The 18,962-nt window shown below is 69.6% G+C and carries 14 protein-coding genes and 7 pseudogenes; 12 read left to right on the top strand and 9 right to left on the bottom strand.

What is annotated here, in order from left to right:
- Window positions 1-217 precede the first annotated feature (217 nt).
- A complete protein-coding gene (locus N8I84_RS39275) occupies window positions 218-628 on the bottom strand; it encodes a MarR family winged helix-turn-helix transcriptional regulator (RefSeq protein WP_263234311.1) in 411 nt (136 codons plus the stop codon).
- A gap of 287 nt (window positions 629-915) precedes the next feature.
- On the opposite strand from N8I84_RS39275, the gene N8I84_RS39270 reads away from it, so the two are divergent.
- From N8I84_RS39270 to N8I84_RS43280, 4 genes and pseudogenes are all read left to right on the top strand, one after another.
- Window positions 916-3,756: a multifunctional oxoglutarate decarboxylase/oxoglutarate dehydrogenase thiamine pyrophosphate-binding subunit/dihydrolipoyllysine-residue succinyltransferase subunit gene (locus tag N8I84_RS39270; RefSeq protein WP_313884324.1), complete on the top strand. Its 2,841-nt coding sequence runs from the start codon at window positions 916-918 to the stop codon at window positions 3,754-3,756.
- 107 nt (window positions 3,757-3,863) lie between these two features.
- Window positions 3,864-3,908 (top strand): annotated as a pseudogene (locus tag N8I84_RS43290) (hypothetical protein); the annotation flags it as partial.
- Between the two features lie 11 nt (window positions 3,909-3,919).
- Window positions 3,920-4,132 (top strand): annotated as a pseudogene (locus N8I84_RS43285) (1-deoxy-D-xylulose-5-phosphate synthase N-terminal domain-containing protein); the annotation flags it as partial.
- A 19-nt stretch (window positions 4,133-4,151) separates the two neighbouring features.
- Window positions 4,152-4,445, top strand: a pseudogene (locus N8I84_RS43280) (1-deoxy-D-xylulose-5-phosphate synthase N-terminal domain-containing protein); the annotation flags it as partial.
- A gap of 306 nt (window positions 4,446-4,751) precedes the next feature.
- Here N8I84_RS43280 and N8I84_RS39260 read toward each other — a convergent pair.
- Window positions 4,752-5,831, bottom strand: a complete 1,080-nt coding sequence (locus tag N8I84_RS39260; protein WP_263234309.1) for a TDT family transporter — start codon at window positions 5,829-5,831, stop codon at window positions 4,752-4,754.
- A 537-nt stretch (window positions 5,832-6,368) separates the two neighbouring features.
- Here N8I84_RS39260 and N8I84_RS39255 point away from each other — a divergent pair.
- Window positions 6,369-7,364, top strand: a complete 996-nt coding sequence (locus N8I84_RS39255) for a GlxA family transcriptional regulator (RefSeq protein ID WP_263234308.1) — start codon at window positions 6,369-6,371, stop codon at window positions 7,362-7,364.
- A gap of 73 nt (window positions 7,365-7,437) precedes the next feature.
- On the opposite strand, the gene N8I84_RS39250 is transcribed toward N8I84_RS39255, so the two are convergent.
- From N8I84_RS39250 to N8I84_RS39235, 4 genes and pseudogenes are all read right to left on the bottom strand, one after another.
- Window positions 7,438-7,560, bottom strand: coding sequence for a hypothetical protein (locus N8I84_RS39250; protein ID WP_263234307.1), 123 nt, complete (start codon window positions 7,558-7,560; stop codon window positions 7,438-7,440).
- Between the two features lie 50 nt (window positions 7,561-7,610).
- A complete protein-coding gene (locus N8I84_RS39245; RefSeq protein WP_263234306.1) occupies window positions 7,611-7,811 on the bottom strand; it encodes a hypothetical protein in 201 nt (66 codons plus the stop codon).
- Between the two features lie 288 nt (window positions 7,812-8,099).
- Window positions 8,100-8,277, bottom strand: a pseudogene (locus N8I84_RS39240) (SpoIIE family protein phosphatase); the annotation flags it as partial.
- 54 nt (window positions 8,278-8,331) lie between these two features.
- Window positions 8,332-8,973: a carbonic anhydrase gene (locus N8I84_RS39235; RefSeq protein ID WP_263234305.1), complete on the bottom strand. Its 642-nt coding sequence runs from the start codon at window positions 8,971-8,973 to the stop codon at window positions 8,332-8,334.
- A gap of 345 nt (window positions 8,974-9,318) precedes the next feature.
- Between N8I84_RS39235 and N8I84_RS39230 the strand changes: the two genes are divergently transcribed.
- From N8I84_RS39230 to N8I84_RS39215, 4 genes are all read left to right on the top strand, one after another.
- The gene (locus tag N8I84_RS39230) at window positions 9,319-10,581 is read left to right on the top strand and encodes a SpoIIE family protein phosphatase (protein WP_263234304.1); all 1,263 of its coding nucleotides are present in this window, start codon (window positions 9,319-9,321) and stop codon (window positions 10,579-10,581) included.
- A 311-nt stretch (window positions 10,582-10,892) separates the two neighbouring features.
- Window positions 10,893-11,714: an alpha/beta hydrolase gene (locus N8I84_RS39225; protein WP_263234303.1), complete on the top strand. Its 822-nt coding sequence runs from the start codon at window positions 10,893-10,895 to the stop codon at window positions 11,712-11,714.
- A gap of 81 nt (window positions 11,715-11,795) precedes the next feature.
- On the top strand, window positions 11,796-12,626 hold the full coding sequence (locus tag N8I84_RS39220) for an alpha/beta fold hydrolase (RefSeq protein ID WP_263234302.1): 831 nt from the start codon (window positions 11,796-11,798) through the stop codon (window positions 12,624-12,626).
- A gap of 118 nt (window positions 12,627-12,744) precedes the next feature.
- Window positions 12,745-13,353, top strand: coding sequence for a TetR/AcrR family transcriptional regulator (locus N8I84_RS39215; RefSeq protein WP_263234301.1), 609 nt, complete (start codon window positions 12,745-12,747; stop codon window positions 13,351-13,353).
- Between the two features lie 130 nt (window positions 13,354-13,483).
- Here the strand turns inward: N8I84_RS39215 and N8I84_RS39210 are convergent, their stop codons facing one another.
- Window positions 13,484-16,291 carry an RICIN domain-containing protein gene (locus tag N8I84_RS39210; RefSeq protein WP_263234300.1) on the bottom strand — a complete coding sequence of 936 codons (2,808 nt, stop codon included), beginning with the start codon at window positions 16,289-16,291 and terminating at the stop codon, window positions 13,484-13,486.
- A gap of 314 nt (window positions 16,292-16,605) precedes the next feature.
- Window positions 16,606-16,743, bottom strand: a pseudogene (locus tag N8I84_RS39205) (LLM class flavin-dependent oxidoreductase); the annotation flags it as partial.
- On the opposite strand from N8I84_RS39205, the pseudogene N8I84_RS39200 reads away from it, so the two are divergent.
- Both N8I84_RS39200 and N8I84_RS39195 read left to right on the top strand, forming a co-directional pair.
- A pseudogene (locus N8I84_RS39200) lies at window positions 16,742-16,891 on the top strand (IS21-like element helper ATPase IstB); the annotation flags it as partial. The pseudogenes N8I84_RS39205 and N8I84_RS39200 overlap by 2 nt on opposite strands.
- A 233-nt stretch (window positions 16,892-17,124) precedes the next feature.
- Entirely contained in the window at window positions 17,125-17,856 is a 732-nt protein-coding gene (locus N8I84_RS39195; protein ID WP_263234299.1) for an alpha/beta hydrolase family protein, read from the top strand.
- A gap of 84 nt (window positions 17,857-17,940) precedes the next feature.
- Here the strand turns inward: N8I84_RS39195 and N8I84_RS39190 are convergent, their stop codons facing one another.
- Entirely contained in the window at window positions 17,941-18,399 is a 459-nt protein-coding gene (locus tag N8I84_RS39190; protein WP_263234298.1) for a MarR family winged helix-turn-helix transcriptional regulator, read from the bottom strand.
- Between the two features lie 145 nt (window positions 18,400-18,544).
- Here N8I84_RS39190 and N8I84_RS43275 point away from each other — a divergent pair.
- Window positions 18,545-18,883 (top strand): annotated as a pseudogene (locus tag N8I84_RS43275) (Tn3 family transposase); the annotation flags it as partial.
- Window positions 18,884-18,962 lie beyond the last annotated feature (79 nt).

The raw sequence follows: 18,962 nt of genomic DNA, 5'->3' as shown, positions 1-18,962 counted from the left end.
TGCAGACCGCAACCCACCAAGCGTCGTGGACCGGGGCCCCTGCCGATTTGGCCCGTTCGAAAGCAGTCGCTCCCTGGCGGAGCGCCGGACTTGCGCGCCAGTGCCACCAGGTAGTGGTCCAGGACCAGCCGTTCCCCGCCTTTGGCGATCAGCCGCATTCAGCAGGGGCTGTTCGACGGCGAAGTACTCGCCGACGGTGCACGGCCGTATCCGGCCGTTACCGGAAGAGCCGGTCTGCGCGTTCCTGGGTGTCCGGTCCGGGACCCGGGTGTCGGCGCATCAGCGCCTGCGCGGTCGTCTCGGCGGCGGCGAACCTGGCCCGTCCCGCGTCGGTCAGGGTGACCTCGACCGTCCTGCGGTCCGCGGCACGACGATGGCGGTCAATCAGCCCGGCCGCCTGCAGACCCCTGAGGAGGTAGGACATTCGGTCCCCGGATTCATGGAGGAAAGCCGCCAGCTGGGCCACGGGAACAGATCCGCTCGCGGCTTCGGCGAGCGCACCAAGAATGAGGTATCCGTGGAGCGACAGACCGTGCAGTGCCCGCAACTGACCGTGCACGAAGCCCAAAGTCCGCAGGATCCCTGGAGACTGCCCCCGGATGGTGTCCGGCGGATGGTCGTCGATCATGTGCCTTCCCAAGAGTCGGTTCTCCGGCCGCAAGCCCGGGCCGCATCGTCACAACCAGATTCCCTACGACACCGATCCCGCGCCGGACGGACACGAAGCCCCCGGATCAGGACGCAGCGTCATCCGCCCGCGGGCCCCGACCGTGCGACGACAGCAGACAGCAGGCCGTCGCCCGGCCGATGTCCTGATGTGAGGCCGTTGTGGCCCGCCCGGCCATCCGTCTCCGCACTCCCGGCGTCCTAGCGTCCTCAGTGAGACGCGGTCGAACGGGTCGGTCTCCGCAACGGATGCGAAGTCGTCGGACACGGGACACGCAGGCGGACGACTGTCGCGGCCGCGTCCGCCGTCCGAAGGCTTCGCACAGGAAAGAAGGCGTTCGCGCCATGGCGTCGCAATCAGACACCGCTCGATCAGCGTCTCACGGGCTGGACTTCGGGCTCAACGCATGGGTCGTGGACGAGCAGCGACGGCGTTACCTCCACAACCCCGACTCGGTCGACCAGACGTGGAGGGACTTCTTCGCAACCCTGGTGTCCCCGGCCGCCGCGGCCTCACGTACCGCCTCGGCTCCGAGGCACAAGGACAGCGACGAGGCGGCGCTCAAGGCGGTCCGGGTCGCGGCACTCATCCACGCGTATCGCGTGCGTGGGCACCTGATGGCCGGCACGGACCCGCTCATGGCGCAGACCGCCGCCACACATCCGGAGCTCGACATCGCCGCGTTCGGACTCAACGACTCGGACCGGGCGGAGGACTTCGTCGTGGACGGGTTCGCCGGGCACTCCACTATGACACTGGACGAAGTGCTCGGCGCGTTGAGGGAGTTCTACTGCCGCACTGCCGGGTTCGAGTACATGCATATCCAGGACTCCCGGGAACGCCGCTGGATCCAGCAGCACGTCGAGGGGCCGCAGCGCCGGCCGGACCGCGCCGGGCAGCTGCGGATCCTCTACCGGTTGGGGGCCGCGGAAGCCTTCGAGACGTTCCTGCAGACAAAGTACGTGGGCCAGAAGCGGTACTCGCTCGAAGGCGGCGAGTCGGCCATCGTGCTGCTCGACGCCCTGTTGCTCCGGGCCATCGAAGCCGGTGTCCATGAAGCAGTCATCGGGATGGCGCACCGCGGCCGGCTCAACGTCCTGGCCAACATCATCGGCAAGTCCTACAGCCAGATCTTCGACGAGTTCGAGGACGCGGTGGACATCCGGTCGGTCCAGGGCTCCGGGGACGTGAAGTACCACCTCGGCGCGGAGGGCACCTACCGTGCCCTGGACGGCGGCACCATCGCCGTCTCGGTCGTGGCGAATCCCTCGCACCTGGAGATAGTGGGGCCGGTGGCCCAGGGGGTGGTGCGCGCCAAGCAGGACCTGGCCGCGGACGACGGCGAGCCCTTCCCCGTACTGCCGGTCGTCGTCCACGGCGACGCGGCCTTCGCCGGCCAGGGCGTGGTCGCCGAGACCCTGAACATGTCGCAGCTGCCGGGCTACCGCACGGGCGGGACTGTCCACGTGGTGGTCAACAACCAGGTCGGCTTCACCACCCTGCCTGCCAACGGCCGTTCGAGTACATACGCCACCCATGTGGCACGGATGGTGGAGGCCCCGATCTTCCACGTCAACGGCGACGACCCGGAAGCCGTCGACCGGGTCGCGCGGCTGGCCTTCGACTACCGCCAGACGTTCCACAAGGACGTCGTGGTCGATTTGGTCTGTTACCGGCGCCATGGGCACAGCGAGGTCGACGACCCGTCCATCACGCAGCCGGTGATGTACGAGCGCATCGACGCCAAGGCTTCGGCGCGTACGCTGTACGCCGAAGCCCTGGTACGCCGCGGGGACATCGGCGAACGACAGGTGGACGGCGCCCGCCGCAACTACCAGGATCACCTCGAACGGGCCTTCGCCGAGACCCGGGCGCTGCCCGCTCCCGCACCGGCCGAGGACCTTCCCTGCACCGGCGTCGGACAGGGGTCCACCCAGCGCACGGCGACCGCGATCGACGAGGCGACCGCCCGGCAGGTCATCGCATCGCAGACCGAGCTGCCGCGGGGCTTCACCGTGCACCCGCGCGTCCTGCCGCAGCTCCGCCGGCGTGCGGCGACTCTCGACACCGGCACGGTCGACTGGGCCACCGCGGAGACACTGGCGATCGGTTCGCTGCTGCTGGAGGGCGTCCCGGTGCGGCTGGCCGGGCAGGACTCGCGGCGCGGAACGTTCGGCCAGCGCCACGCCGTACTGACCGACCGGCGTACGGGCGCGGAGCACACGCCGCTGAACTCCCTCAGCCCGCAGGCCGCGCGCTTCGCACCGTACGACTCGATGTTGTCCGAACTGGCGGCGCTGGCCTTCGAATACGGCTACGCGCAGGCCCGCCCCGAAGCCCTCGTGCTGTGGGAAGCCCAGTTCGGGGACTTCGCCAACGGCGCGCAGACGGTCGTCGACGAGTACCTTGCCTCGTCCGAGCAGAAGTGGGGCCGGCGCTCCGCGGTGACGCTGCTGCTGCCCCACGGCCTGGAGGGCCAGGGTCCGGACCACTCCTCCGCCCGGATCGAGCGCTTCCTTCAGCTGTGCGCGCAGGACAACATGACCGTGGCCCTGCCCTCCCTGCCGGGCAACTACTTCCATCTGCTCAGGCAGCAGGCTCTGGGCGGCCGAAGGCCACTGGTGGTCTTCACCCCGAAGTCGATGCTGCGGTCCAAGGCGGCCACCTCCCCCCTGGCCGAGTTCACCCAGGGCGGCTTCCGCCCGGTCCTTCCGGACGACACCGCGGACCCGGCCCGGGTCACGCGCGTGCTGCTGTGCTCGGGCAAGGTCTTCTACGACCTCGACGCCCACCGGCACACCGTGGGGTCCACCGACACGGCGATCGTCCGCGTGGAGCGCCTCTACCCGTTCCCCGACAAGGAACTCGCTGTGGAACTCGCCCGCTTCCCTTCGGCCGCGGACGTGCGGTGGGTGCAGGAGGAGCCGGAGAACCAGGGTGCGTGGTCGTTCGTCGCGCCGCGTCTGTACCGGCTGGCCCGGCATGCTGTGGAGTGCGTGAGCCGGCCCGAGGCGCCCGCGCCCGCGGTCGGCTCGGCCCGCCGGCACGCCGTGGAGCAGAAGGCTCTCGTGGCATCGGCCTTCCAGTGAGGGTCTGAGCCATCCAGAGCCGGTCGGTCGGCCGGCCGGGGAGATCCGCGCCTTCCTGATCGCCATGTCGCGGTCACGGGAGCCCATCTGGGCCCGACCTCGGCGTCGTGGAACCGACCCTGGCACTGCACCGGGTCATCGACTCCCCGCGCGACCGGCTGCTGTGGGACGTCGGGCACCGGGCGTACATCCACAAGATCGTGACGGGGCGGCCGGTGAGTCCTCCGGCTTGCGGCGGCGCAGCGGGCTCTCCGGACACCTCAGCCGGGAGGGGTCCGCGCACGACCACATCGAGCGCTGCCGCGCGTCGGTGGCCCTGTCGTACGCCGACGGCATGGCCAAGGCCGCTCAGCTCACGGGAGAGTCGGACCCGCACATCGTCGCCGTCGTCGGCGATGGAGCACTCACCGGAGGGCAGGCCTGGGAGGCCCCTCAACAACATCGCGGCGGCACCGGAGCGGCCGTTGGTGATCGTCGTCATCGGCAACGGACGTTCGTACGCACTGACCGTGGGCGGCCTTGCCCGGCACCTGGCGGCCCTGCGCACCCACGCCGGCTACGAGCGTATGGCCGGCCGTGGCAAACAGGCGCTCGAGGGTGCCGGCGCGCCGGGGCGGACGCTGTACCGCACCCCGCACACGGCCCAGGAAGACATCAAGGAGGGCCTGAAAGCGGGCCTGGGAGACGGCCGCGCCGAGTCCGTGATGCCGCACTCGGTCTTCTGCGAGCTGGGACTGCACTACCTCGGTGATCGCAACAATGCTCTGGGCTGTCGTGTTCGCCGCCATGGTCGCCGCCAAGCTCCGGGCCCGCCCCACGACCGCGCACGGATCCGCTGGTGCGGGACGGGCGGCCCGCCCGCAGAGCACGGCCTCGACGGCGCCCGGGGAGCTGCCATGGGCACGGGTTCCGGTGCAGCGCGAACCCGGCTGCCCGTCGGCAGGCAGCCGGGTTCGCATTGCGTCCGCGTCATGCGGAGCGGTGCACGGGGCATGTCATCGGCGGGCGCGCTCACGCTGTCGGACGGCATGGCGCAGGGAGTGCCAGGCGACCACCGCCCAGGCGGCGACGAGCAGGGCGTACAGGACAACAGCGATCCAGACGAACAGCTGCGAGCCGGTACGGGCGGCGAGCGCGCTGGTGCCGGTGACGCAGGCACCGAGGGGGAAGATGAAGGACCACCAGGTGGCTGCGAAGGGCAGCCCCCTGCGGATTTCCCGTACGGTCAGCGTCGTGGCCAACACGAGCCACAGCAGGGCGAAGCCCCAGATCCCGAGTCCACCCAGGAGCGCTGCGACCGCACTGCCGCGCGCGTACGTGTCGGGCAGCGCGCTCGGAGCCGCCGTGGCCAGCGTCCCGAGCGCCGTCACCGCCTGATCCAGCGCCCCCACACCGATCCAGACCGTGGGCACCACCGCACCGCCGGGCGCGTCATGATGCACCAGGCGGCTGTAGACCATGGCCAGCACCAGCAGGACCGCGACCAGCCCGAGCCCGAGCATCGAGTAGCAGCCCAGCAGCAGGGCCAGCCGCACCTGCCCGGCCGGCGCGCGCGGGACGAGCAGCGCGCCCGTCGCGGCGGAGACCATCGGCGGCACCACCGGCAGCAGCCAGCCGCCGAACGCCGCGTCCGGCGTGAAACGGTGCCGCGTGACCATCACATACGGAACCGTGCACGCGGTGGCAAGACCCAGCACCGTACCAGCCGACCACAGCACCCAGTCCACATCCACCGCCGCACGCTCCCCGATCAGCCGCCGGCCGAGCAGCAGCGTCCCGGCCCCGACGGTGAGCAGCGCCACCGGCGGTGCCCCGAAGAACTGGGCCAGTACCGGATCACCGGCATGCGCCCGCAGCGTCCGCTGCCCGATATAGCTGCCGGCGAGCACGATCAGCAGCACCGCGGTCCCCGCCCAGACCACCGTGGCGGCCTCACTGAGCCCGGGGAAACCGCGCGGCAGGGTGGCGGCCGCGACGGCGACGATCCCGCTGCCCATGACGGCCGCGAACCAGCCGGGACCGAGTCGGCCCCGTTCCCTGCCGTTCGCTTCGTCCGGCTGGTCTCCGAGATGCACGGACGATCTCCGGGCCGGGTCGACCTGGGAGGGGACCGCTCGGCTGGTACTGGCGTGGGGTGTCACGGCGCGGAGTGCCTTCTCTTCTCGTGTCGGATTCGTCACCGCCACGTTCAGCGACGGTGACCGGCCGGACCGCCGTCAGCAGCCCACGGGCCGCCACCGGGACCGTCGGCCTGTTGGGACCCTCGACGCTATGGCGAAGCACGGCTCCCGCCACAGAACAGCACGCGCCATGACGCCCTCACACCAGGACATCGAGCACCGTGCAGGCCCGTTGCCGAGTGCCCGCCGGATGCCTCGATGTCCTGATCCGAGTGTGTTGTGGCCGCATGCGCGGCCATGACGAGACGGCAGGCGACCGCTGAAAGCGGGTGAGGCGCCGAAACCCGACGCCTCGACCCACACAACGGAACGCAGCATCATGCCGCGTGGAGGCGGACGACACTCGTACGGAAGCGGGCGGGCGTCGCCGGGCGGATGATGGTGTCCTCCGCTGTGGGTCCCAGTCCGTCCGGAAGGCGCACGATGAAGGACATGCCGTCAGGCAGGAAGCCGCTGCTGGTGAGCGTGCTGGTCTTCCCCGGCGTACGGCTGCTCGACGTCACCGGCCCGATCGAGGTGTTCACGACGGCCAACGAATTCGGTGGCCGTTACCGCGTGCGCACGGTATCCCCGGACGGCGCCGACGTGGTCACCGCATCCGGCACCGGACTGCGCGTCGACCTGGCTGCCGCGCAGGTGCAGGAGGCCGGCGGTGTGGTCGTCATCCCCGGCGGCCCGGAGTGGCCCTCCCTCATCAAGGACGACGCCCTGCTGGACGCCATAAGGGCGCTCGACGCGCGCAGCTGCCGCACCGCGTCCATCTGCACCGGAGCCTTCCTCCTCGCCGCGGCCGGACTGCTCGACGGACGCAAGGCGACCACGCACTGGCGTTTCGCCGACCAGCTCGCTCTTCGCTACCCGCAGGTGACCGTAGAGGCGGACGCCCTGTTCGTGCGCGACGGCCACATCATGACGTCCGCGGGCGTCAGCTCGGGCATCGACCTCTCGCTCGCCCTGGTCGAGGAGCACCTCGGCGCCGATGTCGCCCGCGCTGTGGCCAAGGACATGGTCGTGTTCATGCAGCGGCCGGGAGGCCAGTCGCAGTTCAGTGTCCGTACCCACACCCCGCGCGCGAGACAGGAGATGCTGCGCCGGGTCCTGGACACGGTCGCCGAGGACCCGGCTGCCCCACACACCCTTGCCGCCATGGCGCGCCGGGCGGGTGTGAGCACCCGCCACATGACACGCCTGTTCCACGACGAGATGACCACGACCCCGGCCCGCTACGTCGAGCAGGTCCGCATGGAAGCCGCCCAGGCGATGCTGGAAGACAGCGACGACCCCATGGCCACGGTGGCCCGGCGCACCGGCTTCGGGTCACCTGAGTCCCTGCGCCGGGCCTTCGCGCGCAATCTCGGCATCACGCCGGGGGCCTACCGGGCACGCTTCCGCACCACACACACCACAAGTGACGGCAAGCGCGCCTGACGCATTGTGAGTATTCGGCGAGCTCAGGCAATCGCCGAAACCCGACAGGCCGACCGTGCCGGACAAGGCCGAATCAGGTCTCCCGGACAGTCCGCCCCGGCATCGACTCTGCCAGCGCGGCCCGCCACGCGGGCGCGCCGAAAGGACCGGCGAAGTACTGCGTCTCGTGCACGACCTGCTGGCCGGCGAATTCCATGACGCTCACCGAGTACGAAGGCGCACCGTCGTAAATGATGACGCATTCGCTCACCCATATCGCTGCCGGTCGGCCGGGTGCCCGCCGCGTTGCGCCGCGATCGTCTCGCGGCCCCGGAAACGCTCATCCGACTGCGGATAGTCCAGCATCGCGTCCGCAGCGTAGATCGCATGCTCGGACTCGATGTCTCCTCGTTCCGAAGCCCGCCAATGCTCCTCGATCGCGGCTCTGATCCGGGACTCGGCATCCATGGCACCGCCCCTTCCGTATCAGTGTCAGCCTAGATATCTCCGATCGCAGCCGCCCAGGCGCCATTCGCGGACGGCCTACCGCTTCCGTTCACGGAACGGGCGCCGAAGACGTCATCGGGGAAAGTGCCCCGTGTGGCCGATGACCGGCTGGCCGGGGCCGTCTTTCAGGAAGTCCGGCGCAACGGTGCCGACACCCGCTCTCGAAGGCAGCCTGATCGCCCTGTTCGCCGACGGCCTCGTCGAGACCGCCGACCGGGACGTGGGCGTCGGGCTCGTGGGAGGCCGGGCCCGCCGCGCGGTCGAGGCGCAGGACGAGGTTGTCAAGCTGCGTGAGCAGCTCGTCGGGCGGATCGTCGACCTCAGCGAGTGTGAGGACAGCGGTAGGGAGGCGCCTCATGGTGGCCGAGGCTCGGACGCCGTGTCCGACGACATCGCCCACGCCGTGTGCGACCGTGGCGCCGGACAGGGTCGGCGAAGTGCTCAGCGGCCACCGCTGCAAGCTCGTGACCTTGCCTGATCCTTACGGCGCCGAGGCGACGGGCGTGTCCAGGCCGCGGGCCGCGACGAGGCGTGCGGTGCCGTCGGCCAGGCTGTAGCACAGGCCCACGACGGCGGCCTCACCGGCGCCGACCCGCTCGGCCAAGAGGCGGGAGCGGTCCAGCAGCAGGTCGACGGTGTGCCTTATGTGCTCGGCGAGGATCTCGTCGGCCCTCATGCGTCCGGCGGCCCTGGCTGCCAGCACGCTGGGAGTGACTCGCTCAACGACGTCCCGAATGTAACCGGCCGGCGCCATGCCGTCCTCCAGCGCGGCGCACGCCGCGCCGACCGCGCCGCACGAGTCGTGACCGAGGACCACGACCAACGGGCAGTCCAGCACGTCGACGCCGTACTCGATGCTGCCGATCACTTCCGGGCCCATGACGTGGCCGGCGGTGCGCACCACGAAGAGATCGCCCAGACCGCGATCGAAGATGATCTCTGCGGCCAGGCGGGAGTCGGAGCACCCGAACAGCACGGCGAACGGCCGCTGGGACGGAGCCACCTCAGTGCGGCGGGTGGCGTCCTGGTTCGGGTGCTCCGGGGCACCCGCGACGAACCGCTGGTTACCGGCCAGCAGCAGCTCGAAGGCTTCATGGGGCGTTACGGCCTGGATCTCGGTCATGGCGGCAGCTTACGTTCCGCCGCCGGCGTGGAGTTGCCAGGTCCGCCCGCGCCCCGCCGGGATCCCGGGCGTCGGGCGATGTCGGCTTCGGTCCGGATGCGCAGCGTGCAGCCGATTCGGGCGCTCCCGTAGAAGGGCCGGCCCACGTCGTGGGGCGGGGCGAGCGCGTCACCGTGGGCCTGAGCCGTCGTTCACTCCCGTCACCACAGACCACAACGAGGGAGATTCCGATCACGCGCCGGATGAGCGTACACAGCCGCCACCCACTGCCCATGAGTACGCCCGGCAGGCGCGGGGGCCGGGCATTTCGTAAATTGAAGAAGGAGCAACTCACAGGGAAAGCGCGTGGCGGCACCGGAGATCGACTACACGGCGGTGTTCACCGCCCTCCCGAGCCCGTGCCTGGTGCTCGGCACGGACCTGGTGATCGCCGACGCCAACCCGGCCTTCTGCGAGGTGACCGGACGGAGCCGGGTGGAGCTGCTCGGGCAGTACCTCTTCGACACCTTCCCGGACAACCCGGCCGACCCGGAAGCCGACGGGGTGGCGACGCTGAAAGCCTCACTGCACCGTGTCCTGTCCTCGGGCCAGACCGATCACATGGCGTTGCAGAAGTACGACATCCCGGTCGCCGACAACCCCGAGGTGTTCAAGGAGCGATGGTGGACCGCGATCAACGTGCCCGTCCTCGGCCCGGACGGAAAGGTCGCCTGGATCATCCACCGGTCCGAGGACATGACCGATGTCGTCCGCGCCCGCCGCACGGCGCACCTGCCGTCGGTCAGCCCCGGCCGGGAAGCGGCCATGGAAGCCGAGCTGTACGCCCGGGCGCGGCAACTGCAGCGGCTCAACGAGGAACTGCGGCAGGCCCACGCCCGTGAACGGCGCATCGCCGTCGCCCTGCAAGAAGCCATGCTCCACTCCCCGGATCTGGCCCGGCACCCGGACGTCGCCGTGCGGTACCTGCCGGCGGCCGGGTCACTGAATGTGTGCGGCGACTGGTACGACGCGGTCGACCTGCCCGGGGACCGCTTCACTGTGGCGGTCGGTGATGTGGTCGGCCATGGGCTGATGGCCGCCACCGTCATGGGAATGCTCCGCAGCGCGCTGAGTGCCGCCATCCGCACCGTCCACGGTCCTGCACAGGCCCTGGAGGTCCTGGGGCTGTACGCGCGCTCTATCGACGGAGCAATGGCCGCCACCGCCGTCCAGGTCGTCGTCGACCGCCACAGCCATCTGCTCATCTACAGCAGCGCCGGCCACCCTCCGCCCGTCCTGCTGCACCCGGACGGCACCTTCGAGCTGCTCGACCAGGCGACCGACCCACCGCTGGGTGCCCGCCCCGAACACGTCCCCCGCCCCCAGGCCACCACGACCTACGCTCCCGGCGACACCCTCATCCTCTACACCGACGGCCTGATCGAACGCCGCGGTGAGGACATCGACGCAGGCCTGACCCGCCTGACCTCCACGCTCGCCACCTGCACCGATTTCGGCGCGGAGCACCTCGCCGACGCCCTCCTCGCCCGCCTCGACCTCACCGGCGGCGCCAAGGACGACATCGCCATGGTCGTCGTCCGCCTGAACGGAATAACCCGACCGTCCTGATCGGGCCGGTATTGAAATCGACGGTGGCCGACCGCGGCTGCGCCGGCCGCGACCTGCTCGCGACGCGCTCGGCCGGCGGAGCCACCTGCTGGTGGCTCCGAGTCCGGGCGGCGTCTCCCGTCGATCGACCGCCTTCACGAAAGCGCGCGGCATTCCGCTCTGTCGGCCAGGAAGGGCTCCGGATTTTTTGCTGACGCGCTGGTCACCCGGTCGACCTGCGTTCACGACTGCGCTCCTGCATCGCTTGACTTCGACTGTCGGACGTGCTTAGCCTCGCTGGTAGAAAGAACGTTCTCTCTCCCGGAGCCGGCATGACATTCACCCACGAGCACGACGTGCCCGCGATCGTCCTCGTCCACGGCCTTTGGATGACCCCGCGCAGCTGGGAGCACTGGGTGGAGCGCTACAGCGCCCAGGGCCTCCAGGTGATCGCTCCGGCGTGGCCCGGGGTCGAGAAGGAGGTCGAGGACCTCCGAGCAGATCCTTCACCGATCGCAGGTGTCGGCCTGCGAGAAATCGTGGACCAGTACGAGCAGGTGATCCGGACCCTGGACCGGCCGCCCATCCTGATCGGACACTCCTTCGGTGGAGCGATCGTCCAGCTCCTGCTCGACCGCGGGCTGGGTGCCGCGGGCGTGGCCATCGACTCCGCCGGGGTCAAGGGCGTCCTGCCGCTCCCGCTGTCCACGCTTCGCTCGGCCTGGCCGCTACTGCGCAACCCGGCCAACCGCAACAAGGCCGTCGGCCTGACGTTCCCGCAGTTCCGCTACGCGTTCGCCAACACGCTCAGCGAGCAGGAAGCACGGGCCGCCTACGAGCGCTACCACGTCCCGGGGTCGGCGCGGGTGCTGTTCCAGGGCGCCTTCGCGAACTTCAATCCCAACGCGGCCACGCGCCTCGATCCCCGCAATCCGGACCGCGCACCGCTGCTGTTCATCGCGGGCGGCTCCGACCACATCGTGCCGCCGAAGGTCAACGAGGCCAACGTTCGCCTCTACCGCAAGTCCTCGGCGACCACCGACTACCGGGAGTTCCCCGGCCGCTCGCACTTCATCGTCGGCCAGAGCGGGTGGGAGGAAGTCGCCGACTTCGCTCTCGCATGGGCCGCCGACCAGTCCCTGACCCGACGCTAGGCCGGCGCTCGCCCTCGGGCGGCACCCACTCACCATGTCCCTCCTCCCCCAGAGCAAAGCAGAGCCATGCATCGTCGATCCTTGTCCATAGCCGCCGTGACCGCCGTGGCCGGCCTCGCCACCGCTGCGGCCCTCGTCCAGTCCGCCCAGGCGTCGTCCCCCGCCGTGCAGCACCAGAAGCCGACCGTGGTCCTGGTCCATGGCGCGCTGGCGGACTCCTCCAGCTGGAGCTCCGTCACCAAGCAGCTTCAGCACGACGGCTACCGGGTGGTCGCCCCCGCCAACCCGCTGCGCAGCCTCTCGGGCGATGCGAACTACCTCGCCGCCTACCTGAAGACCATCAGCGGCCCCATCGTCCTGGTCGGCCACTCCTACGGCGGATCCGTGATCTCGGAGGCTGCCGCGGGCAACTCCGATGTCCGGGCCCTGGTCTACATCGCCGCCCTCGCACCCGCCAAGGGCGAGACCGCCTTCCAGCTGGTGACGAAGTTCCCGGGCACCCGCATCACGGACGACCCCAAGGCGCCGGTCCCCACCGCTCTGAACGCCGTGCCCTACACCGAGGGCGGCACGACGCAGGTCGACCTGTACCTGAAGCCTGACAAGTTCCGGGACGTCTTCCTCAGCGACCGGGTCAGCGCCGGCGAGGCGGCGGTGCTCGCCGCCGCCCAGCGCCCAGTCACCGCCGAGGCGCTGAGCGAGCCCTCCGGGACTCCGGCATGGCGGACCACGCCGTCGTGGTACCTGGTGGCGAACGACGACCACGTGATCCCGTCGGCCGCGCAGCGTTACATGGCCGCTCGGGCGCACGCCCACACCAGCGGCGTCAACGCTCCCCACGACGTCCTGCTCACCAATCCGAACGCCGTCTCGAAGGTGATTCTGAACGCCGCCCACAGCGTCGGCCGCTGATCCCGCGCTTCCTCGGTCTCCCAGGAACGGGCGGCAAGTCCGCCCTTCCGAAGGCCGGGGCGCCGTCGCTCGGTGCGCCGCCGTAACATGATCGCCCCGGAAAGGTGGCCGGTAGGATATGAACGTGCCAGCCGAGAGCAACCACCGGAAGACGACCCCACGGTCCGTCCCACGCGAGCGGCTGCTCGCCACTGCCGCCCGGCTGTTCTACACAGAGGGGATCCGCTCCGTAGGTGTGGACCGGGTCGTGGAGGAGGCCCAGGTAACGCGAGCCACCTTCTACCGCCACTTCCCCAGCAAGGAAGACCTGGTCCGTGCGTACCTGCAGGCCGAGGATCAGCGCATCCGCGGCCGCGTGGCGGAGGTCACGGCCGAGGCAGCCACCGCGGCGGATGCCCTGAACTTGATGCTCGGGGGTATCGGCGCGGAGATATGCGGCCCGGGATTCCGTGGCTGCCCCTTCATCAACGCCGCAGCCGAGTATCCGGACAAACAGAGCCCCGTCCATCAGGCCGTGCTCGAGCACCGCAGTTGGTTCCGGGAGGCCATCGCCGAAATCCTCCGCCTCGGTGACCACCCGGTGCCGGAGCATACTGCCGACACCCTGGTCGCCCTGCGCGACGGGGCGATGGTGGGCGGTTACCTGGGCGACCCGAAGAAAGCAGCCGACTCCTTCCGGCAAGCCGCCCTCGCCCTTGTCGCCGATCCCCGCCCCGCCCGCACCTGACGGAGGCAGTCAATACGGCGGCGGTGTCCAGCACGCACCCGGCCCGCCCCATCGCCCCGTGCGGCAGAGGGCCGACCCCGCAGGCTGGTTGGCGGCGCCGGCCCTCGGGCGGCTCGTCAGCTCATGTGGTTCAGCTCGTCGTCCAGCGCTGGTTGGCGGAGGCAGTGCAGGTCCACAGCTCCATAAGTGTGCCGTTGGCGGTGGCACCGTTGGTCACGTCCAGGCACAGACCTGACTGGACGCCACGGATGGTGCCGTCCGGTTGGGGCGTCCACTGCTGGTTGGCGCTGTCCTTGCAGGTCCACAGGATGACCTTTGTGCCCGGTGTCGTTCCGCCGCCGCTGGCGTCCAGGCACAGCCCTTCGGTGGTCAGTGCCTTGCCCGAGGTGTAGGTCCACTGCTGGTTCGCCCCGGTGCCGCAGTCGTAGATGTCGACCCGGGTGCCGGCCGTGGTGCTGCCGCCCGGGTCGTCCAGGCAGCGGCCCGAAGCAACGCTGACCAGTTTGCTCGTGGCGGGCAGGCCGATCGACACCGAGCCGAGCGTGCGCACCTGCTCCGCCGGGGTGCCGGTCACCGAGGCGACGGTGCGCGCGCTGACGGGGTCGGACGGCTGCTGGATCAGGTAGGAGTGGCCGTTCGTGACCGGGACCGAGAACTGTGAGTCGGTGGTCGGGGCCACCACCACGGTGCTCTCGTCACTGCCGTCGACGACCTCGACCTGCCGGCCCGGCCAGGGGTTGCGGACTTTGACGGTGCCGGTGGAGCCGGCGTTGATGCCGACCGTGGTGATCGTGCCTCCGTGGACCTGGACGGAGACCTTGTGGCCGCCCTGGATGAACACCGTGCCGTCCGCGTCCCAGCCGGACGGCAGCGCGGGGGCGATGCGCAACAGCCCGTCGTAGTCCTGCACCAGCGCCTCACCGAGCGCGGCCGACGCCACGCCCTGCTGTTCGGCATAGGGTTCGCTGCCCGAGAAGGTCGCCAGACCGGAGGGCAGCGTCTGGTACTTCTCCGTCAGACCGGTCAGCGTGCTCGCGACCTCACTGCCCAGACCGAGTCGGGCGGCCTGGATCGGGTCGTTGCTCCAGTCGTTGACCATTTTGTTCGGGCGGTTGGTGTATGTGCGCTTGGCCAAGTCGGACATGCCGGCCGAGTCGCCGATCAGGTTGTAGGGCCACACCGGCTCCAGGCCGATGTTCTCGGTGTTGTGCTTGGCGGCGGTCGGGTCGTAGGAGGCGGCGATGACGTCGTTGCCGACCGCGTCGTCGGAGGGGGAGAGCAACTGCGACTGCGTCGAGGCGTCGGTGCGGGCGAACGGCCGGATCTTGGGGATCGCGGCGTTCAGCTGGGTGACGAGGTCGGCGTCCTGTCCGAGGGTCTGTGCCGCCTGCACGGTGGCGGGGAACAGGGCCTGCATGGCCGCGATGTCGGTGGTGGGGTCGTGGACGTCCCACTGGGTCTCATGGGCGTTGGACGGGTAGGTGTGCAAATAGCCGTCCGAGCCGGTGGTCGAGTACGCGAGCAGGAACCGGGCGGCCTCGGCCATCAGCGGGTAGTCGGTGCTCAGGAAGGACTTGTCACCGGTCATCAGGTACTGCTGCCACACCCACAGGCCGACCTCGGCCCCGGTGGTGATCGTACGGGCGTTGTAGTAGGCGCCCGTGGAGGAGTCGCACAGCACGGGTGTGGAGGACAGCCAGGTTTCGTACTCGTAGCCGACGCCGTTGAAGCGCATGGTCTCCGGGACGCAGATGCCCGCGCGGTTGTTCATGTGCGCCTTGGTCCACGCCTGGATGGTGGCCAGGTTGTCGTGGTACAGGCGGAAGTACGGGGCGTTGAGGTCGAACGCGCCCGCGGACAGGTTCGCCTGCACCTGCATCCGGAGGTTCCACTGCCAATAGGCGGCCGGGTCCCACTTGTGGGTGTCCTGGTACGGGGAGAACAAGTCGGCGACGCCCGCCTGGGAGCCCGGGTAGGTGTCCCGGCTCTCGGCCGCGGCGTCGTACAGGTCCAGGGTCCGCAGGCTCTCCAGATAGTCGGCGCTGCCGTCGGATGAGGAGAACTTGATCAGCCCGATCCGGTTCCAGAAGGAGTGCCACCACGACAGGTGCGCCGACTCCAGTGTGGACGAGGAGGCGCCGGCGTCGGTCCCGAGCAGGGAGGACGCGGTGGCCTGGGCGTCCCCGCCGGCCCAGTGCGGGGCGGCGGCGACGACCCGGAAGGAGCCGTCCGAATTCGGGGTGAAGGAGACCTTCACGGTCTTGGAGTCCACCACGCTCGCGCTGACGTTCCGGCCGCCCGCGGTGATCGCGCCCAGCGAACCGTAGGTGTTTCCCGTGTGCCCGGGCTCGGTGCTGTCCGTCCAGGTCTCACCCAGGGTGGCTGTCGAGCCGGAGGCCTGGGCCTGCGGGGAGCGGCCGGACCACAGCGCCAACTGGGCCGTCTGCGCGGAGCTGGGGTCAGCACCGGCGACGTCGACGACCAACTCGTCCTTGTCGGCGCGGACGTACACGGTCGCCGTCATGCCGGCGCCGGACTCCGTGAACGTGCCGTCGTACAGGTCCAGATGGGCGGTGTAGTCGGGAGCGCTGGTGAGCTTGGCGAGTCCCGGGATGGTCAGCCATCCGGGCGACTTGCGGTCGGGCAAGGTGTCCGACCGGTTCAGCTGCGCGGTGAAACCACCCGCCGCCCAGACGGCGGCACCCAGCGTCCCGTTGCCGAGCGGCATGAACTGCGACTGTCCGCCGTTGGGCCTGCCGAGCACCACGTTCGAGCGGCGCACCAGGTTCGGGGTGTCGAGGTTGAACTGGCCCGACTGCCAGGCAGTCGTGGCGGTGACCGCGTGAGCGGCCGGCCCTGGCGGGGCGATGATCAGGGCAGCGGCCAGAGCCAGGACGCCGGCGGCGCCCGGTGCCGTACTTCTTCTCAGGACAGCCATTGGGTTACCACTTCCTCGTGGTGGACAGCGGCGGGGATAAGCAAGTTGAGCGACAGATAGGATGTATGCCTTGACGCTTTGAACGGGAGACGTCGAACGGTCAAGAGTTCTTCGAGATCCACCCTGATCTCTCACGTTCATTGATCCGATGAATGTGAGAGTTGCGTGGCCGCTCGGCCTGCTCAGCCGGGCGGCGGCCCTGCTGCATCAACCGCGCCCAGGCTCTGCACGAGCCGCCGCTCCGCGCTCGCGCCATGTGCACCGTTCTGGGTGGGGACGGCCCTGCAGCAGCATGGACCGCTTGCCCGACAGGCCCGCTCGGCGATGACGAGGGGAGCATGGTTGGGCAGCATGACGCCGCCCGAGCCGAGGCGGACGCGGTCGGTGTGAGCGGCCAGGTGGGCCAGGACCACGGCCGGGGAGCTCGCCGCGACCCCCGGCAAGGAGTGCTGGACGAAGGCTTTCACCGATCCGCGGCTCTGCGCGGCCGTCGTCGATCGCCTCACCGTCAACGGTGCCATTTTCCAAGCCGGCACCGACTCCTACGAGTACCGCCTCGCCCACACCAAGGCCCCGGCTGAGCAGGCTGCCGCCAACTGAACAAGACTTCATACGACAGGGGCAGATCGGCGACTTACGCTCTGTCAGGCAAGTTTGCGCCGGCGGCATCCCTGACCGGACCCGGCCGAAGAACCTCGTGATAGCTTCAGTGCCGCCGTGCATCGCTGCGAACTCAAGGAGGTGAGACCGATCAACGCTGTGACAGGTCGGGCCTCCCTCCTCCGCATGGCCTAGGGAGTGCCCGCAAGGCACCCCGAAAGGCTTGAAACGCTATGCGCTTCGTCTCTGAGACGTGCTCCGACGGCGTCTGCGAACAGCTCTTCTTCCTCAACGACGTTCCCGGCGTTCTATGGACGCCGGAAGGTGCTGCCGGTACTCGTCCCCTCATCGTCATGGGACACGGCGGCGGTCAGCACAAGAAGGCCCCCGACATCCTGAGCCTTGCCCGCCGTTTCGTGACTGAGTGCGATTTTGCCGTGGCGGCGGTCGACGTGCCGAACCATGGTGACCGGCCTGTGGACGAGAAGTACAACCGCATCGGGACCGAGAACCAGGCACGTGTGGAGGCTGGAGAAGAACTGGCACCGCTCGTCGCCGCATTCCAGGCTCTCGTGGCCCGCCAGACCGTCCCGGAATGGCAGACGGTTCTGGACGCGGTCCAGCAGCTCGATCACGTCGGCGCCGGCCCGGTGGGCTACTGGGGAGTCTCACTGGGATGCGGACTCGGCGTTCCCTTCGTCGCCGCCGAACCCCGGGTCCGCGCTGCCGTGTTGGGCCTCGGCGGGGCCTTGGCCTCGGCCGCGGACGCCACGCGGATCACGGTCCCGGTGGAGTTCTTGGTGCAGTGGGACGATGAGCGCGTGCCGCGAGACCAGAGCCTGGCGCTGTTCGACGCCTTCTCCTCCGCCGACAAGACGCTCCACGCGAACCCCGGTAAGCATGGGGACATACCGGCCTCGGAGCTGGAGAGCTCTCTGAGGTTCTTCTCCCGGCACCTTGCCTGATACCTGCCGCCCGCGGTGACCGACGCGCCGATCGGCATTCAGGTCCGGTCGGCGCGTCCGACGCACCGCTCGTTCGAACAGGGCCTAGTGGTGCCAGGCATGCCCGCGCGTGTTGTGGATGAATCGCTGCAGCACCTTCAGGGTGGTCAGGTACTCCTCGTCAGAGATGCCCGTATGCCGTTCCGCCCATAGTTCGTCCTGAAGAGCCGCGGCTCTGTCGTAGAACGCCCTGCCCTCGGCCGTGATGCTCAGGCGTCCGTCGACGTCCTCGGTGATCCAACCCTGGGCGATGGTCCTGTCGATCTCCGACTCCATGGTTGCCGAACCCGTGTCGAGGTAGTTCCGGAGGAGGCTGGACACGTCGCCGCGGGTCTTGACGGTGTCGGCGCGCGCGACCTGCGCGAGGACCCACCACTGCGGTTGGGTAGTGCCGATCCCCGCGAGGGCGGCCCGGGTGCGGGTGACGATGGCCTTGTAGGCCGCCCAAGACCAGTACCCGATGGGTTGCTGGATCAGTTCGGCGTCACTGTGCGAGTACTCCATGGCCAGTACCTCCAACGTCGCATTGACCTGGTTCGACGAGACCGACCGTAGGAGCTCGACTTAACTTGAGGTCAACGCTGTTCGGCCATCTCTGCCTCTTCCCTTCAGGAGCACCGAAGGTGCGAGGCCGAAGAAGCCTCGTCGACGTCATCGCCTCGTTCCCAGCGGATGCGTAAGCCGCGGAAGCCGTGGAGCCAGGCGATAGCACGTCGGAGCGGCATGGAGGACCAGCTCGGCCTGGTCCTGAACACGGTCTGGCTGTGAACCACGCCGTACATCGACGCCCCGGTTGAACAACTCCGCGCCGAAGCCCACGAGATCCGGAATGAAAATGTCGCGCGGCTGCCCCCGCTCAAGCACCGCAACCTCAACATGCTCGGCGGCTACGGCTTCACCTCCTCCACTCCCCCGCTGGCGCCCTGCGGCCCCTGCGCGACCGTACGCGCCGAAGCTGGGGGAAGACGAAGACGGCGGCGATGGCTGAGGCGTAACTGATCGTCTCAGAATGAGGCTCGTAGTCGGCGCAGGCAGATGAGGCTGCAGGCCAGTGCGAGCAGCCCGTC

This window comes from Streptomyces cynarae, from assembly GCF_025642135.1.
Taxonomy (GTDB): Bacteria; Actinomycetota; Actinomycetes; order Streptomycetales; family Streptomycetaceae; genus Streptomyces; species Streptomyces cynarae.
Note: the sequence above shows the minus strand (reverse complement) of the source record. Positions and strands in the feature narration are given on the sequence as shown.

Bases quoted from the DNA above. Each gene is read 5' to 3' on its own strand.
- N8I84_RS39275 (WP_263234311.1), bottom strand. From the start codon at position 628: ATGATCGACGACCATCCGCCGGACACCATCCGGGGGCAGTCTCCAGGG.
- N8I84_RS39270 (WP_313884324.1), top strand. From the start codon at position 916: ATGCGAAGTCGTCGGACACGGGACACGCAGGCGGACGACTGTCGCGGC.
- N8I84_RS39255 (WP_263234308.1), top strand. From the start codon at position 6,369: ATGCCGTCAGGCAGGAAGCCGCTGCTGGTGAGCGTGCTGGTCTTCCCC.
- N8I84_RS39250 (WP_263234307.1), bottom strand. From the start codon at position 7,560: ATGGAATTCGCCGGCCAGCAGGTCGTGCACGAGACGCAGTACTTCGCC.
- N8I84_RS39245 (WP_263234306.1), bottom strand. From the start codon at position 7,811: ATGGATGCCGAGTCCCGGATCAGAGCCGCGATCGAGGAGCATTGGCGG.
- N8I84_RS39235 (WP_263234305.1), bottom strand. From the start codon at position 8,973: ATGACCGAGATCCAGGCCGTAACGCCCCATGAAGCCTTCGAGCTGCTG.
- N8I84_RS39225 (WP_263234303.1), top strand. From the start codon at position 10,893: ATGACATTCACCCACGAGCACGACGTGCCCGCGATCGTCCTCGTCCAC.
- N8I84_RS39215 (WP_263234301.1), top strand. From the start codon at position 12,745: ATGAACGTGCCAGCCGAGAGCAACCACCGGAAGACGACCCCACGGTCC.
- N8I84_RS39210 (WP_263234300.1), bottom strand. From the start codon at position 16,291: ATGGCTGTCCTGAGAAGAAGTACGGCACCGGGCGCCGCCGGCGTCCTG.
- N8I84_RS39195 (WP_263234299.1), top strand. From the start codon at position 17,125: ATGCGCTTCGTCTCTGAGACGTGCTCCGACGGCGTCTGCGAACAGCTC.
- N8I84_RS39190 (WP_263234298.1), bottom strand. From the start codon at position 18,399: ATGGAGTACTCGCACAGTGACGCCGAACTGATCCAGCAACCCATCGGG.